The following is a 16,408-nucleotide window of genomic DNA, read 5'->3' as shown; positions in this document are numbered from 1 at the left end:
ATGCAGGAAAGCACCAGACTGTAAGTATGGGGGTAGTCAGGGCACTGCAACTTGAATGATGACGGGTGTACGACTTGCTTAAGCGTAAAATATACCAATCTGGCGGCCTTTCAGCCGCCATTTTTCGATTACTCTTCGCTATCACCTGCACTTGCGCGAAGTGGAGAATCAACTTCAACACGATCAATACGTTGTAGACCACGCATCAATGTGCCGCGACGACCACGCTCACCAGTGATTTTTTGCAGCTCTTCTGGACGAAGTTTAATTTTGCGCTTGCCGACGTGCAAAGTAACGGTGCTTTGCGGCGGCAATACAAATAGATGAACCAGTTTGTCTTCGCCTTTTGCTGCTTCTGCAGTTGGAATAGAGATAATTTTATTCCCTTTCCCTTTAGAAAGCTGCGGTAAATCGCCAACAGGGAACATCAACATACGGCCCGCTGCAGTAATTGCCAGCAGCATGTCATCAACACTTGAAATCTCTACCGGCGGCATCACTTTCGCATTTTCCGGCAATGAGATGAGGGTTTTACCCGCACGGTTACGAGACACTAAATCATTAAAGGTACAGACGAAACCGTAGCCTGCATCTGACGCCATCAGTAATTTTTGCTCATCCGGTGCCATTAATACGTGTTCAACGACGGCTCCCGGCGGCGGTGTCAGTTTACCGGTAAGGGGTTCGCCCTGCCCGCGCGCAGACGGCAGCGTAATTGGGTCGAGTGCGTAGCTACGCCCGGTAGAGTCGATAAACGCCACCGGCTGATTACTCTTGCCTTTAGCACAACCCAGGAAGCTATCACCCGCTTTGTAATTCAAACCTTGCGCGTCGATATCATGGCCTTTGGCGCTACGCACCCACCCCATTTGCGACAGCACAATGGTGACGGGTTCAGACGGCGTCATGTCATGCTCGCTCATGGCTTTCGCTTCGCCACGCTCACGCAACGGGGAACGGCGATCGTCGCCATAAGCGTCGGAGTCGGCCTGCAACTCTTTCTTCAGCAAGGTATTCATTTTACGTTCAGACGCCAGAATGCCCTGCAATTGATCACGCTCTTTTTCCAGCTCGCTCTGCTCGCCGCGAATTTTCACCTCTTCGAGTTTTGCGAGGTGACGCAATTTCAGCTCGAGGATAGATTCAGCCTGGGTTTCGCTTAACTCGAAACGCGACATAAGCACCGGCTTCGGCTCGTCCTCAGTACGAATGATATGGATCACTTCGTCAATATTGAGGAATGCCACCAGCAAACCTTCGAGGATATGCAGACGTTTGAGAACTTTTTCGAGACGGTAGCTAAGGCGACGGCGCACCGTTTCGCGACGGTAAACCAGCCATTCGGTCAAAATTTCCAGCAGGTTTTTCACCGATGGACGGTTATCCAGGCCGATCATATTGAGGTTAATACGATAGCTTTTCTCAAGATCGGTGGTGGCAAACAGATGGTTCATCACCTGCTCAACGTCGATACGGTTGGAACGTGGAACAATCACCAGACGCGTTGGGTTTTCGTGGTTCGACTCATCGCGCAAGTCTTCAACCATTGGCAGCTTTTTAGCGCGCATTTGGTTGGCGATTTGCTCAAGCACACGCGCACCGGAAACCTGATGTGGTAATGCGGTGATCACCACATCGCCATCTTCTTTTTTCCACACCGCGCGCATGCGCACAGAGCCACGACCATTCTGGTAGATTTTGCGGATCTCAGCACGCGGGGTGATGATTTCAGCTTCAGTTGGGTAATCCGGGCCCTGAACAATATCCAGCAGCTCATCGAGCGTAGTTTTCGGCTGGTCAATCAGAGTGATTGCCGCTTTCGCTACTTCACGTAAGTTATGCGGAGGAATGTCGGTTGCCATACCAACGGCAATGCCGGTGGTGCCGTTAAGCAGAATATTTGGTAGACGCGCAGGTAGCATTTTCGGCTCCTGCATGGTGCCGTCAAAGTTCGGCACATAGTCAACCGTCCCCTGCCCTAATTCACCCAGCAGGACTTCAGCATATTTCGACAGGCGCGATTCGGTATAACGCATCGCGGCGAAGGATTTCGGATCATCCGGCGCACCCCAGTTTCCCTGGCCATCAACCAGTGGGTAGCGATAGGAGAAGGGCTGCGCCATCAATACCATGGCTTCATAGCAAGCGCTGTCGCCATGCGGATGGTATTTACCCAGCACGTCACCAACTGTACGAGCTGATTTTTTGAATTTAGCGCTGTTGCTTAATCCCAACTCCGACATCGCATAAACGATACGACGCTGTACGGGCTTTAAACCATCGCCAATGAACGGCAAGGCGCGGTCCATAATGACGTACATGGAATAGTTGAGATAAGCATTTTCCGTGAATTCGTGCAGCGCAAGGCGTTCTGCACCATCATGAGTTAAATCACTCATTAATTATTCATCCTCAAACTGACGAGCCGAGTGTGGCCACATACCCTAAATAATTCGAGTTGCATGAGTGCAGCGAACGAACATGCAGCTTGAAATATGACAGGTATAAACGGCGTAATTGCCGCCGATAGTAACCTATCTGGCAGTCGTAGTCACAGAGGAGTGCGTATCTTTAAGAGAAGTGAGGGAGGAAGAAATGAGCCGCAAATTGCGGCTCATTCGGGGCATTATTTTACTTTAGTAATTTGCTTCACGTCGATTTCAACAGAATTCCAGTCCTTATCGACTTCACCTTGAATCTCAACGGTATCTTGCGGAGTGATAGTCTGGCCGTTCCAACGCTTATGATCGATATCGACATTAATGGTGCCAGATGTATCACGGAAAATGTAATGGTCACCGCCGATGCGTGACTCAATTTTGCCGCGCAAAGTGACCCAGGTATCGTCAGACAGTGACTTGGCCTGTGTCGCCGTGGTGTTGCTGCCACTTGGGCCGACAAAACCGCCTGCGGTTTGAGTTTGTGTGGTGGCAGGAGCTGCGTTCGGATCAGAGAACCCGCCCTGATTTGCAGCCAGTGCAGGTGCTGCGGTAATAGCGAGAATAGTTATAATAGCGGCTATTTTTTTCATTTTAATTTTCCTTTTATGAATGATTTCATGAGTGCTATTTAACGTGATAGATCTTAACGCGATCTTAATTCTCCCATCAAAAATCGCTTTTTTTAGTAAATTGCGCACCATGCCGAAGCATCGTATTTTTCCCCTGTACACACCCTCGCAAAAGTTATTAACTTCCCGCAAATGGGCAGTAAGGGAAACACCATGCGCATATTACTAATTGAAGACGATAAACTCATTGGCGACGGACTCAAAGCCGGACTGACAAAGATGGGTTTTACCGTCGACTGGTTTACTGATGGCCTTCAAGGTCAGTCAGCTCTAAGTTTAGCCCCCTACGACGCAGTGGTACTGGATTTAAGTCTGCCGGGAATCGACGGGCTGGATATCTTAAAAACCTGGCGTCGTAATGGCCGAACTGAACCTGTGCTAATTCTAACCGCGCGCGATGCACTGGAACAACGAGTTGAGGGATTACAACTTGGTGCCGATGACTATTTGTGTAAACCCTTTGCGTTAATAGAAGTTGCCACCCGCTTACAGGTTTTAATCCGCCGTAATCATGGGCAGGCTCAATCTACCCTTTGCCATGCTGGTGTCGAACTTGATCCGATTAAATTAACCGTTACCCGCGACGGTGAACCACTGCAACTAAAACCCAAAGAATTTGCCTTGCTGGAACTGTTTATGCGTAACGCCGGGCGCGTATTACCGCGCTCGCTTATTGAAGAAAAACTTTATAACTGGGACAACGACGTTTCCAGAAACGCCCTGGAAGTTCATATCCACCATTTACGCCGCAAACTCGGGAGTGGTTTTATTCGCACGGTGCACGGCATCGGTTATACGTTGGGTGAAGCATGATAAAAAAGCTCACCCAAAGTTTACGCGCCAGATTAATTGCTGGGTTTATTTTACTCACCCTGGTGGCGTGGGTTGGCGCAAGCCTCGCCGCATGGCAGCAAACCAGCAAAACCCTCAATAAACTCTTTGATACCCAACAAGTGCTGTTTGCCAAACGTCTGAGTGCATTAGAGCTCGATGGCGTGCAAAGCGATACACAGTTGCCCCGTACTAAAAAGATGATTTCTCATCATCGCGGCAAACAAGATGATGACACCCTCGCCTTCGCCATTTATACCGCCAACGGGCAGTTGCTGCTAAACGACGGCGACAACGGCAGGTATCTCAGCTATCGCTACCAGCGTGACGGATTTGTTGATGGAAAACTGGTAGGCGATGACGATATGTGGCGCATGGTCTGGGTGACAACACCAGACGGAAAATACCGCATCGTGGTAGGTCAGGAATGGGAGTACCGCGAAGACCTGGCGCGGGACATCGTTTTGTCCCAGCTCACGCCGTGGCTAATCGCTTCGCCAGTGATCCTGCTGATGCTGGTGTGGCTGGTCAGCCGGGCACTCTCTCCGCTTCACAAGCTGGCGCTGCAATTACGCAACCGAAAACCAGACGATGCCAGTGAACTGCCAACACAAAACCTGCCGCAAGAAGTGCGCCCTTTGGTGATTGCGCTTAATCAGCTATTTACCCGCACCGGGGAATTTATGCAGCGCGAACGGCGCTTTACCTCTGATGCCGCACATGAGCTACGCAGCCCGCTCGCCGCATTAAAAGTACAGGCCGAAGTGGCACAGCTTGCACAAAATGATGAACCGATGCGCGATCACGCACTGAATAATCTGAGCGTAGGCATCGATCGTGCGACTCGCCTGGTCGATCAACTGCTCACTTTATCGCGCCTCGATTCTTTAGCTGGTCTGGATGATGTGCAGGACGTGGCTTTTCAGCCGCTACTGCAAAATGCGGTGATGGATGCGTATCACGAGGCACAGCGTGAAGGCATTGATATTCGCCTTGATATTCAGGACGCAAAAGTAAAACGTCAGGGCCAACCGCTACTACTTAGTTTGATGGTCAGAAATATGCTGGATAATGCCGTGCGCTACAGCCCGCGCGGCAGTGTAGTCAATGTCGTTCTCCAGAGCCACGAAATCACGATTACCGACAACGGCCCCGGCGTAAGCCCTGAATATCTGACCTCTCTGGGTGAACGCTTCTTCCGTCCACCCGGGCAGGAAAAAACTGGCAGCGGCCTCGGGTTATCTATCGTCAGGCGAATCGCTGCATTACACGGTATGCAGGCGAGCTTCGTAAACGCCCCCAGCGGTGGATTTCAGGTACAAATACGCTGGTAGAAACGGATTCAGCCCTCTGATTATTGCGTTTTTAGCAAAAGTCTTTGCCTGTATATGGCATTTAACTGTGACAATGATCACGCTAAACTCCGCGCCAGACGCAATTATTCGAGGACTAACTATGAGCAATATTCTGATTATCAATGGTGCGAAAAAATTCGCCCATTCTAACGGCCAACTTAACGACACCCTGACCGACGTCGCGGAAAGCTTTTTGCGCGACCTCGGGCATGATGTTCAGGTCACACGTACCGACAGCGAGTACGACATTAAAGAAGAAGTCGCGAAATATATGTGGGCCGATACCGTGATTTACCAGATGCCAGGCTGGTGGATGGGCGCACCGTGGACTATGAAGAAGTACATTGATGATGTATTTACTGAAGGTCATGGCTCACTGTATGCAAGCGATGGTCGTACCCGTTCTGATGCAGAGAAAAAATATGGTTCCGGCGGCCTGATCCAGGGCAAAACTTACATGCTGTCATTGACCTGGAACGCCCCGCTGCAAGCATTTGAAGACAAAGAACAGTTCTTCCACGGTGTTGGTGTGGATGGTGTTTACCTGCCATTCCACAAAGCTAACCAGTTCCTTGGAATGGAAGGCCTGCCGACCTTTATCGCCAATGACGTAATGAAAGCGCCTGATGTACCGCGTTTTATCGCGCAATACCGCGAGCATCTGGGCCGAGTTTTTGCTTAACTGTCTTATGTCGACAACAAGGAGTTGAACATGATTACAGTAATAGCTGAAATTCGTACCCGTCCTGGTGTTCACCATCGCCAGGCTGTACTGGACGCGTTTGCAAAAATTATTCCTACCGTGCTCGAAGAGGAAGGCTGCTTTGGTTATGCGCCACTCATCGACCATAACGCACAAGTCGCGTTCCAGACTACTGCACCAGATTCTGTGTTTATGCTGGAAAAATGGGAGAGCGTGGCTCACCTGGAAGCTCATCTGCAAACACAACACATGAAAGATCACAGCGTCACTGTTAAAGACGACGTTCTGGACGTTCATATCCATATTCTGGAAGACGCAATTAAGTAATTGGGTTTACCGAATGATTAGAGGGAGCGGTGTTTACACCGGCTCCCTTTTTTATTGTCTAAACCAGAATATTGCTAGCCGATTAAAGGAAATCAGCCTTGCGGAAGGCTTGCAGCGCATCTTGCTTTTGTTGCTCAGTCATTGGGCGCAGCGGACGACGCGGGTCACCTACATCAATGCCGTGCAGTTTCATCGCAACTTTCCCAGCCGCAACGCCACCGTACTGCACCAGCACGCGGATGATAGCGATGACCTTATCCATGCAACCTGCAACATCTGCCTGGTCACCACGATTAAAGCTATCAATCAGGCGGTGATACAACGGCGCTGCATAGTTATAGGTACTGCCAACTGCGCCAACTGCACCACATGCCAGGCCCGCGGGTAAAAACTCATCAACACCAAATGGAATATCAAACTGGCCGTTATTGACGCGCACACAGCGTTGATACTCATACATGTCGCTGGAGTTAAACTTCATGCCAGTGAGGTTAGGAATACGATCGGCTGCAACCTGTAAAAATTGCTCCATATCGAGATTCACACCAGACATGCCGGAATGGTAATAGTAGAAACCTTTAGATGGTGCTGCCGCCGCATTAATACGGCAGTATTCCACTAAGTCTTCAATGTTGCCTGGCTTGAAGAAGCAAGGACCAATTACTGAGGTCGCAAAGATATCCAAAGTTTCAGCGTGGCGGCTAAGTTCAACGGAGTCCGCGATACTCAGAGCACCTGTATGCAAAGTAATACTCAGTTTACCCGCACTTGCACTCACCCAACGTTCTGCAATTTTTTTGCGCTCATCGACCGAGCAATGAATACCCTCACCGGTAGTCCCCAGCACATAGGCACCTTTAACGCCTTGCTCAATCAGATGCGCGGCAATTTGGTCAATAACCGGATAATTAACACTTCCATCAGCGGTAAATGGGGTGTGTGGCGCGGCGATTAAGCCAGTTAACTTTTCCATGCAAGCCTCTTTGGAGTTTTACTTCTAATGATTTGTGATTATGAAGTTTAACTCTATATTAAGGCGGCTAATGGAGTGATGCAACCATCGTGGCATCGCTAAAATGGCTTAATACATTGAAGTGTGATCAATGCCGCTAATGTGGCATTACTTTGCGATGTTAAGTGCATCCATGGTACGCAACTTACTTTCGCGAGCTTGCTCTGGCGCAGCCTGTACCAGCAAGGTGTAGAGCAAATCCAACACAAATAGTTGTGCTGTCTTAGTACCGATCGAATCGCCTTGCAGCATCCCCTGGCGGTTACCGTTGATCAGGCTAAAATCCGCTACTTCGATTAACGGGGAACCTAAATTATGGGTCAGAGCTACGGTGGTTGCTCCCGCTTGTCTGGCAAGTTTGAGGGCATGGACCGTTTCCGGAGATGTTCCGGTGTGGCTGATAGCAATCGCAACATCACCCGCTTTGAGTAATGTGGCCTGCATATACATAAAGTGATTATTGGTAACAGCATCGACCCGAAAACCAATACGCATCAGCTTATGCTTCATATCTTCTGCAGTAATTCCCGACGAGCCAACACCGAAAATGTATACCGAGTTGCTGGTGCGTAATGCGTCGACGACCTGATTAACCTGATTCATATCCAGCAAATTTAGGGTTTCAGACAACACATTATTAATGGTGCTTTGCAGTTTCAAACCAATGGTGCGCGCATCGTCTGACTCACTGATTTCCCCATCTAACAACGGGCTACTGGTATCGGTATCCACTGTAGCCAACTCAATGGCCAAATCCATTTTAAAGTCTTGAAAACCCTTGTAACCCAGGGTGCGACAGAAACGAATGACGGTGGCTTCGCCAGCCTGTGTTTCGCGTGACAACTCGGCAATAGAGAGCTGAGTGACCTGCTGTGGAGAGGTCAAAATATAGTGCGCGATCCGCTGTGAAACACGCGTCAGGCTATTTTGCATCGCACCCAGTGTGTCGAGGATTTTTCCGGGTTTAAGGCGTTGGACTTGAGACTCCATAATTTCCTGCTCTTGAGTGCGTGATATGGCAAAAAGCCTGCAATATTGAATGGTTGAGAGCGTAACAAGTCTGTGGCATTAAAAAAAGCGCGATGTAAGCATAGGGGGTATGCGTACATTGCGCCGTCAAAGAAGAACTCATTTACTGCTTAATATTATTATGACGTTAAAACATCGTGTTATAGACAGCGATAATGCACTTTGATGACTACCTTGCTAATAGACTGCGCCGTTTCGCTGATACAACCTGGTTTATGTGGCTCGCCCGGAAGAAATATCGCAAACATTCCGGGTCGCATATGCAAAGTCTGGCAAGGAGCAACCTCATCGCAAAGCAGATAATCATCATCTTCGTGATAAACATCTGGCTCTATTGCCGCACCAAACGGGCCAAAATCAATGCGCTCCTGGCCACTGAGTAACACCTGAATATCAAGATATTCGCGATGCTGCTCGTAACGCTTGCTCTGCGGTTCTGAGGTATCAAAGCTCATAACATTCATAAAGATATCGTCGCCGTCTATTTCATGGCGGCCCGCACTTAGTGTTTCCGGATGCATCGCCAGTGCCTGCTTAATAATGGCCAATAACTGAGGTGCAATACCAGTCTGAGCACTGAGCTCTGAAATTCGTCCTAAAATCATGATGTCACCTTTTATTCACGTGTTTCATCAAGCGTCAGCGCTGGCGCTGAAGCAAATAATGGGGCGAAAATAACGCCACTGATAACCACACTCAGACAGCCAACCACGCCATAGAAGAAGAAATTCAAGTCTGTGGCATAGCGGGCAAACAGAACCGCTACAATACTGACCACAATGCCAAGAGTTGCACTACCCGCATTGGCGCGTTTGCAGAAAATCCCCAGCATAAACAGACCCGTCATCGGGCCACCCATCAGCCCAATCAAGCTGTTAAAGGCATCCCAGATTTCTGATTCATTCGCCATCACCAACCATATCGTTGCAGCACTACTAAATAGCCCGGCAATAAGGATCACCAGTTTCGCCATGCGCATGCTGTTTTCTGGGGTTCTTTTTTTGCTGCTCAGTCTTTGATAAATATCGGAGTTAAAGCAACTGGAGATACTGTTCAGGCTGCTTGAGATACTGGACTGCGCAGCAGCAAAAATAGCGGCGATAATCAAACCGGCAATACCTGTAGGCATTTCCGTCACCACGAATAGCGGCAAAATCCCCCCGATATTAAAGCCTGCTGGTAATAGACTTGGGTTTTGTTTGTAGTAAACAAACAGAGCCGAACCGATGGCAAAGAAGAAAATTGGAATAATGGCGATAAGCTTAGCGTTGGTGAGCAGTGTTTTCTTCGTCTCCTCAATGGAGTCCGTCACGATATAGCGCTGGACCACATCCTGGCTGGCGGTAAATTGCTGAATATTGGCAAACAAGAAACCAATCATCAGAACTGGCACGGTACTTTCTGTCCAGCTCCAGCGGAACTGTGACGCTGGGAAGAATTTATCGGCATGTTGTGTCACGGTGAAAATCTCACCGAACCCGCCCTGTACCTTGAAGCAAATCACGATGAAAATAAGGACCGCACTGCCCGATAACAACAATCCCTGAATAACGTCAGTCCAGATAACCCCTTCAATACCGCCCATCCAGGTATAGATAATGCACATAACACTAATCAGTAGCACCAAAACGATTGGGTCAATACCGATAAATGGTCGCAGAGCCAACACCGTTAAGTAAGTGATAATGGCGATACGGCCTATGTTAAACATCATAAAAGAGAGGCTGGCGAATAAGCGGCTACGAACATCGAAACGAGCTTCAAGATATTCGTAGGCAGAGGTTACCTTTAGCTTACGGAAGAATGGAATATAGAAGTAAAAGACCACCGGCAATATGGCAATAACCAGATATTGGCCGAGAATAAACGTCCAGTCAGTGGTGAATGCCTTGGCAGGAATGGACATAAAAGTAATCGAGCTTAGCGTGGTGGCAAATACACTAACACCTGCCGCCCAGCCAGGAATTCGGCCGCCGCCACGGAAATAATCATCAGCCGTTTTCTGCCGCTTTGAAAAATAGACACCGACTAACATCATGGCTAGTAAATAGCCGAAAAGAACAACGTAATTAAAGATGCCGAAAGAATGAGTCATTATGGCACTTTCCTACTTATGGTTTTATTAGGATGAGGTAACTGTCTGAATTTTAAATTTTATAAACGATCAGACTGCGTGATATTCAGACCAGAGGGCAGCCCCCATTAACCCCGCATCATGCTGATAGTGAGCGGAATAAACAGGAACATGGAATGCCGCGGGTAGTGTTGCGAGCTGCTTTTCCACCTGTAGACGGTAACCCGGAGCAAGTCCGACACTGCCGCCTAGCACGATGCATTCGGTATCCAGCAGAGCTTTAAGATTGGCGATTAGTTGGCAAATCGCCTGTGCTGAACGCGCAAATAGCTGTTGTGCCTGCTCGTTACCTTCTTGTGCCAAAGCAAAGATTTCACGGGCATTTTTGCCCAAAAGATCATGCTGGGCCCCTGCTGCAATGCCGCGACCGGAAGCTATAGCCTCAACACAACCAACGCGTCCGCAACCACACATTGGGCCATTAGGATCGGCCTGAGTGTGTCCAATATGGCCTGCGAAGGCATGAGGACCCGTTAGCAGCTCGCCATTGATAACGATGCCGCCACCTACTCCGGTGGAAACCGTAATAAACGTAACGTGTTTGAATTGAGCTGAAAGATGGCAATATTCTGCCCAGGCGGCAGCCTGCGCATCGTTGAGAACCGCGCACGGCAACCCTGTGAGGCGTTCAACTGTCGCCTGCAACGGGAAATGATTCAGGCCACCGAGATTATCTGGATTTAGCGCGGTAAGAATTCCGTTATCAATAATACCTGTAGAGGCAATCGCCACTCGCTGTGCTTTCCCCTCATAGGCTGCAACCAAATGAGCCAAAGCCTGCTCAAGTGCTCGAGGCTCAGCATTTGCCGGAGTAGGGATCTCCGTGCGTAAAGAGATTTCATGCTGCGAGTTGATAAGCGCCGCGGCCAGTTTTGTGCCGCCGATATCAATGGCAAGTGTGTTCATTGTTTTCTCCGGCTTAGCGCTTAACGGCATCGCTGAACCACTGGCAAATATGTTCAATACGGGTGATGGCTGAACCAACAGTAACAGCCCATGCGCCATGATTGATAGCCTGTGATGCAAGCTCAGGTGAATTGTAACGACCTTCAGCAATGACGCGGCAGCCAGCGGCGCTTAACTCTGACACCATCATCAGATCCGGTCCTTCAGGCGTAACTGAAGTAGTGTAACCAGACATCGTTGTGCCAATGAACTCGACACCTTTTTGTTTGCAGTTGAGGCCTTCTTCTACCGTTGAGCTGTCTGCCATTGCCAGTAATCCATGATGGTGAATACGTGCGATCAGTTCATCAATAGCCACCGGGCGTGGGCGGAATGTTGCGTCAAAGGCAATAATGTCAGCCCCGGCTTTTGCGAGCGCATCAACGTCATGCAAAAACGGAGTGATGCGCACCGCGGAGTCTTCCAGGTCGCGTTTCATAATGCCAATGATGGGAACTGAAATAAGTGGCCGTACCGCCTCCAGATTGGCGATTCCTTCAATGCGGATGGCAACAGCTCCCGCAGATACAGCTGCTTGCGCCATTGCTGCCACGATATCAGGCCTGTCCATTGGGCTTCCGGGTACGGGCTGGCAGGAGACGATAAGCCCCCCGCAATCACGCACGCTTTGTTCTAATTTTGTTAGTAGTGACATTCTGCTCCGCCTTGCAAACCTAAATGAAGTTTAACTCCAAAAAAGAATAGCGGATGGAGTATTACTATTTCAAGCTGCAAACCGGAAAAATGTGAGGAGGGTCATGCGCAAGGGAAACGGAGCTATCTGGGATGAAAACCCAGAGCCATGATTTTTTAACCGGCGAACCTGATTCGGGAAGTGAAAATCAGCAGCCCAGAAAAGCAAAGTGGGCCTCTATTTTTTTCAGTCAGATTAAGGATGTCTGTTGATGTGACAGGTTTTATTTCCTTCGTGGAAAACTGGATGTTATTTCTCAATATTTTTATTCAATTCACCATTATTGATTAAAATTATATTAACTTTTTCATATTTGAAATCACTATCTGAGGCAGCACCACGAATACTTGATTCAATGCTTTCCGCTGGTACTCATTTGCTTTCAAGCCACGTGTAAAATAATGCCCCTTAGAAATAATCAAATCAAAACATTGAATACATAATCTAATTACTTAATAATAACGCATAAATACTTATAAATACCTCATAAATAATGAATAAAAAGCATCTATTGTTAGTAATTTGGGTTGTTTGCGTTGCTGCCATGTTGGGCTCATATTGGGAAAAAGATACTGTTAGTATAAATGAAACAGTTGATTCATATATAAAAAACATAAGTGAAAAAATAAACGTAAGCATTGTGTTATGTGAAATGCTGCGAAAACAGATGGAAATTAACTTACAATCCAGCAATAATTACAATCAAATTTCAATGCCAAAAAATAACAATAGCTCATCAGAGAATTGGCATTTTAAAATAACACCTCACAATAATATTACTGGCGGAATGATTAGTGGTCTTGGTTCTTATGAGAAGTTAGATGCTGATATAAAAAATGAAGCAAATGCTGCAGCATCTCTTAACATTGATGTAGGGAATGGCTACTTTACAAAATTATATTCATGGATTTACTACACCTCAAAAAACTCATTCGTTTATATAGCTCCATATTCATCTAAAAAAGAGGTTAGCACTTATTACTTTAATCCTGGCATGTACACCGATCCATTCTGGAGTTTAATTACACCAGAAAACAATCCTGAACGTGAAGTAAAAATCACAACACCCTATATTGATATTGCTGGAAAGGGGCAGATACTAACAGTTACAGCGCCTGTTTATAATAAAGATGAATTCAAAGGGGCTATATCACTTGATCTCAACCTCGATTATATAAATAAAATAGTCAAAAGAAATGATAATAATTATCACGTAACAGTTTTTGACAAGAATAACAAAATTATAATTTCCAGTGACAATGACATTTCCAATAAATCTATTTCCTCTATAGTTAAAAATAAAGGTGGCATTTATTCCAACCATACTAATAAAGAGATCTTAAGCGGCGTACTCTATATTGAGCAATATACAACTCTACAAGAAAAAATCATCAGGGTAATAACTCAAGCAGGATTACCAATAGGTATTATAACATTTATTGTTTTTTCTTTTATGTTCCTCCAATCGTTTTCTCATTATAATTTTCTTTCTAAAAGATATATGCTCCGCGCCATGAAAAAAAATGAATTCATACCTTTTGCGCAAGCTATAATGGACACAAAAAACAAAAAAATCATTGGTTGTGAAATACTTCTTCGATGGAAACATCCAACAATGGGGCTCATTCCCCCAAATACATTTATTCCGGCGATGGAATCAAGCGGTATCATTGTGAAGGTAACGCATCAATTACTTGAAAATGTGCAAAAAATCTTACAAGACAAGGCACATAAACTGCCAAAAGATTTTCACTTATCAATTAATATCTCTCCTGAACATCTAGAAGATCCGGAGCTAGTTACCAAAAGTAGATCATTTAAAGAAAGTTGTAATTCGATAACCACCATATTTGAAATAACAGAAAGAAACTTTAATACTGATGCTAAAATTGCGGTAAAGGGTGCTGTGGCGCTTAAGAATCTAAATATTCTTTTTGCGCTTGACGATTTTGGAACAGGGTACGCCACTCACCACTACCTTCAAAAATTCCCAGTAAGTTATATCAAGATTGACCGTAGTTTTATTAAAATGATTGGTCTTGATGCTATCTCTCACCATATCGTAGAAAATGTTGTCTCATTATCAAAATCACTGAATTTAAAAGTTATTGCGGAAGGTGTTGAAACTGAAGAGCAGGCAAAATATTTGCATGAGAACAACGTTGATTATCAGCAAGGCTATTTGTATCACCGCCCGGTTCCTTTATCCGATTTTTTGGATACATTGGGGGCATAGGAGGGGTTTTACTTCGATACCGCAAAGGATCGATTTCCGACAATTCGATATAATTGCCGGAAATCAAAAAATAATTTTCACACTAAATCTTACGAGCTGGTTCTGATATTTTACAGCCTGACCAGAGCTTCCATGCTCAAAGCTAAGCTAATGTATCAATTTACTCTTAGGGATATTAGACGTCGAGATCTGCCATATCGCCTTTATCCTGCAACCAGTTACGACGATCTTCAGAACGCTTCTTCGCCAGCAACATATCCATGATTGCCATTGTTTTGTCGTTGTCTTCATCGTCAATGGTGAGCTGCACCAGGCGGCGAGTATTTGGGTCAAGCGTGGTTTCACGTAATTGCAGTGGGTTCATCTCGCCCAGCCCTTTAAAGCGCTGTACGTTCGGTTTCCCTTTCTTACGCTTAAGTTGCTCAAGCACGCCTGCTTTTTCTTCTTCATCCAGCGCGTAGTAAACCTCTTTACCTAGGTCGATACGGTAAAGCGGTGGCATCGCGACATAGACGTGACCACCACGAACCAGGGAGCGGAAGTGGCGCACAAACAAGGCGCACAGTAGTGTGGCGATGTGCAAACCATCGGAGTCCGCATCCGCAAGGATACAAACTTTACCGTAGCGCAGTTGGCTCAGGTCTTCGCTGTCTGGATCGATACCGATCGCGACAGAAATATCATGCACTTCTTGTGATGCCAGCACTTCATCCGACGAGACTTCCCAGGTGTTGAGGATCTTACCTTTGAGCGGCATGATCGCCTGGTATTCACGGTCACGAGCCTGTTTAGCAGAACCGCCTGCTGAATCCCCTTCCACCAGGAACAATTCGGTGCGGCTTAAATCTTGTGCAGAACAGTCAGCCAATTTGCCAGGCAATGCCGGGCCGCTGGTCAGTTTCTTACGCACCACTTTTTTGGCGGCACGCATACGGCGCTGGGCGCTGGAAATAGCCAGCTCAGCGAGTTGCTCTGCAATCTGAATATTCTGGTTCAGCCACAAGCTGAATGCGTCTTTCACAACACCGGAAACAAATGCCGCACACTGGCGTGATGACAGGCGTTCTTTGGTTTGCCCGGCGAATTGAGGGTCCTGCATTTTAACGGAGAGCACGTAGGCGCAACGTTCCCAGATGTCCTCAGCAGATAGCTTTACGCCGCGCGGCAAGATATTGCGGTATTCGCAAAACTCGCGCATCGCATCAAGCAGACCCTGACGCAATCCGTTGACGTGAGTACCGCCCTGCATGGTTGGGATTAGGTTGACGTAGCTTTCCGTCAGCAACTCACCGCCTTCCGGGAGCCACAGCAGCGCCCAGTCAACTTGCTCGACATCACCGGCAAAGTTGCCGACAAATGGCTTTTCCGGAAGCGTCGGCAGGCCGTTTATCGCTTCGCACAGATAGTCTTGCAGACCATCCTGATAACACCAGCGCTGCTCGGTGTTGTTCACTTTATCGGTAAAAGTGATCTCTACACCCGGGCAAAGTACCGCTTTGGCTTTCAGCAAATGGCTTAAACGAGAAACGGAGAAACGTGGGCTGTCGAAGAACGAAGCATCTGGCCAGAAGTGAACACTGGTGCCGGTGTTGCGTTTGCCGCAAGTGCCGACCACCGCCAGTTCCTGGACTTTATCGCCGTTTTCAAACGCGATGCTGTAAACCTGCGCATCACGACGCACAGTGACTTCAACACGTTTTGACAAGGCGTTAACAACAGAAATGCCCACGCCGTGCAGACCACCAGAAAACTGGTAGTTTTTGTTGGAGAATTTACCGCCCGCATGCAGGCGACAAAGGATAAGCTCGACCGCCGGAACGCCCTCTTCCGGGTGGATATCTACCGGCATGCCCCGCCCGTCATCAATGACTTCTAATGACTGGTCGGCATGGAGAATAACATCAACACGCTTCGCATGGCCTGCCAGCGCTTCATCCACGCTGTTATCAATGACTTCCTGGCCCAAATGGTTTGGACGGGTGGTGTCGGTGTACATCCCGGGGCGACGGCGAACAGGCTCAAGCCCGGTGAGTACCTCAATGGCATCGGCGTTATAACTGGATTGCGTCATG

The 16,408-nt window shown here is 47.5% G+C and carries 14 protein-coding genes; 5 read left to right on the top strand and 9 right to left on the bottom strand.

Going from position 1 to position 16,408, the window contains the following annotated elements; all coding sequences use genetic code 11:
• Positions 1–128 precede the first annotated feature (128 nt).
• Together parC and M977_RS14085 are read right to left on the bottom strand one after the other, a co-directional pair.
• Positions 129–2,399, bottom strand: coding sequence for a DNA topoisomerase IV subunit A (parC, locus tag M977_RS14090; RefSeq protein WP_064516114.1), 2,271 nt, complete (start codon positions 2,397–2,399; stop codon positions 129–131).
• A gap of 227 nt (positions 2,400–2,626) precedes the next feature.
• On the bottom strand, positions 2,627–3,031 hold the full coding sequence (locus tag M977_RS14085) for a YgiW/YdeI family stress tolerance OB fold protein (protein ID WP_064516112.1): 405 nt from the start codon (positions 3,029–3,031) through the stop codon (positions 2,627–2,629).
• Between the two features lie 192 nt (positions 3,032–3,223).
• Here M977_RS14085 and qseB point away from each other — a divergent pair, with 192 nt between their 5' ends.
• From qseB to M977_RS14065, 4 genes are all read left to right on the top strand, one after another.
• On the top strand, positions 3,224–3,883 hold the full coding sequence (gene qseB / locus M977_RS14080) for a quorum sensing response regulator transcription factor QseB (protein ID WP_064516110.1): 660 nt from the start codon (positions 3,224–3,226) through the stop codon (positions 3,881–3,883).
• The gene (gene qseC / locus M977_RS14075) at positions 3,880–5,235 is read left to right on the top strand and encodes a quorum sensing histidine kinase QseC (RefSeq protein WP_064516108.1); all 1,356 of its coding nucleotides are present in this window, start codon (positions 3,880–3,882) and stop codon (positions 5,233–5,235) included. Before qseB ends, qseC begins: the two co-directional genes overlap by 4 nt.
• A 121-nt stretch (positions 5,236–5,356) precedes the next feature.
• Entirely contained in the window at positions 5,357–5,938 is a 582-nt protein-coding gene (locus tag M977_RS14070; RefSeq protein ID WP_064516106.1) for an NAD(P)H-dependent oxidoreductase, read from the top strand.
• A 30-nt stretch (positions 5,939–5,968) separates the two neighbouring features.
• Positions 5,969–6,286 (top strand): putative quinol monooxygenase, encoded by a 318-nt coding sequence (locus M977_RS14065; RefSeq protein ID WP_064516104.1) that lies wholly within the window; start codon positions 5,969–5,971, stop codon positions 6,284–6,286.
• 82 nt (positions 6,287–6,368) lie between these two features.
• Here the strand turns inward: M977_RS14065 and M977_RS14060 are convergent, their stop codons facing one another.
• The 6 genes from M977_RS14060 to M977_RS14035 all read right to left on the bottom strand — a co-directional run bounded on the left by M977_RS14060 (position 6,369) and on the right by M977_RS14035 (position 12,061).
• Positions 6,369–7,259 carry a dihydrodipicolinate synthase family protein gene (locus M977_RS14060; protein WP_064516102.1) on the bottom strand — a complete coding sequence of 297 codons (891 nt, stop codon included), beginning with the start codon at positions 7,257–7,259 and terminating at the stop codon, positions 6,369–6,371.
• Between the two features lie 147 nt (positions 7,260–7,406).
• The gene (locus M977_RS14055; protein ID WP_064516100.1) at positions 7,407–8,288 is read right to left on the bottom strand and encodes a MurR/RpiR family transcriptional regulator; all 882 of its coding nucleotides are present in this window, start codon (positions 8,286–8,288) and stop codon (positions 7,407–7,409) included.
• A gap of 179 nt (positions 8,289–8,467) precedes the next feature.
• Positions 8,468–8,932: an N-acetylneuraminate anomerase gene (gene nanQ, locus M977_RS14050; protein WP_064516098.1), complete on the bottom strand. Its 465-nt coding sequence runs from the start codon at positions 8,930–8,932 to the stop codon at positions 8,468–8,470.
• A gap of 11 nt (positions 8,933–8,943) precedes the next feature.
• On the bottom strand, positions 8,944–10,425 hold the full coding sequence (locus tag M977_RS14045; RefSeq protein ID WP_064516096.1) for a sodium:solute symporter family protein: 1,482 nt from the start codon (positions 10,423–10,425) through the stop codon (positions 8,944–8,946).
• Positions 10,426–10,491: 66 nt separating this feature from the next.
• On the bottom strand, positions 10,492–11,367 hold the full coding sequence (nanK, locus tag M977_RS14040) for an N-acetylmannosamine kinase (RefSeq protein WP_064516095.1): 876 nt from the start codon (positions 11,365–11,367) through the stop codon (positions 10,492–10,494).
• Between the two features lie 13 nt (positions 11,368–11,380).
• Positions 11,381–12,061, bottom strand: coding sequence for an N-acetylmannosamine-6-phosphate 2-epimerase (locus M977_RS14035; RefSeq protein WP_064516093.1), 681 nt, complete (start codon positions 12,059–12,061; stop codon positions 11,381–11,383).
• A 550-nt stretch (positions 12,062–12,611) separates the two neighbouring features.
• Between M977_RS14035 and M977_RS24970 the strand changes: the two genes are divergently transcribed.
• Positions 12,612–14,336 (top strand): EAL domain-containing protein, encoded by a 1,725-nt coding sequence (locus tag M977_RS24970; protein WP_167351095.1) that lies wholly within the window; start codon positions 12,612–12,614, stop codon positions 14,334–14,336.
• A gap of 175 nt (positions 14,337–14,511) precedes the next feature.
• On the opposite strand, the gene parE is transcribed toward M977_RS24970, so the two are convergent.
• Complete coding sequence (parE, locus tag M977_RS14025) at positions 14,512–16,407, bottom strand: DNA topoisomerase IV subunit B (protein WP_064516089.1); 1,896 nt, start codon at positions 16,405–16,407, stop codon at positions 14,512–14,514.
• Between the last annotated feature and the right edge of the window lies 1 nt (position 16,408).

Origin of the sequence: Buttiauxella gaviniae ATCC 51604, assembly GCF_001654835.1 — a bacterium.
In the GTDB taxonomy this organism is placed as follows: domain Bacteria; phylum Pseudomonadota; class Gammaproteobacteria; order Enterobacterales; family Enterobacteriaceae; genus Buttiauxella; species Buttiauxella gaviniae.
This window is presented reverse-complemented; position numbering and strand designations above follow the sequence as displayed.